Annotated in this window: 1 protein-coding gene; it reads left to right on the top strand. The window is 67.7% G+C overall.

The genetic code is table 11. The features are described from left to right. On the top strand, nt 1-325 hold a 325-nt coding region (locus B0W80_RS34240), incomplete at both ends, for a HAMP domain-containing protein (RefSeq protein WP_143684943.1).

Raw genomic sequence — 325 nt, 5'->3', positions numbered from 1 at the left:
GACGTGCAGGGCGTGGCCGGCACCTGGAAGGACCTGACCGACTCGGTGAACCTGATGGCGTCGAACCTGACTTCGCAGGTGCGCAACATCGCCGACGTGACGACCGCGGTGGCGCGGGGCGACCTGTCGAAGAAGATCACGGTCGACGTGAAGGGCGAGATCCTGGAACTCAAGGCCACCATCAACACCATGGTGGACCAGCTTTCCTCCTTCGCCGCCGAGGTGACGCGCGTGGCGCGCGAGGTGGGCGTCGAAGGCAAGCTGGGCGGCCAGGCCAAGGTGCCCGGCGCGGCCGGCACCTGGAAGGGCCTGACCGAGAACGTGA

This window comes from Variovorax sp. KK3, assembly GCF_001984055.1.
In the GTDB taxonomy this organism is placed as follows: Bacteria; Pseudomonadota; Gammaproteobacteria; order Burkholderiales; family Burkholderiaceae_C; genus Variovorax.
The sequence above is the reverse complement of the archived record's forward strand: the minus strand, read 5'-3'. Positions and strand labels throughout refer to the sequence as shown.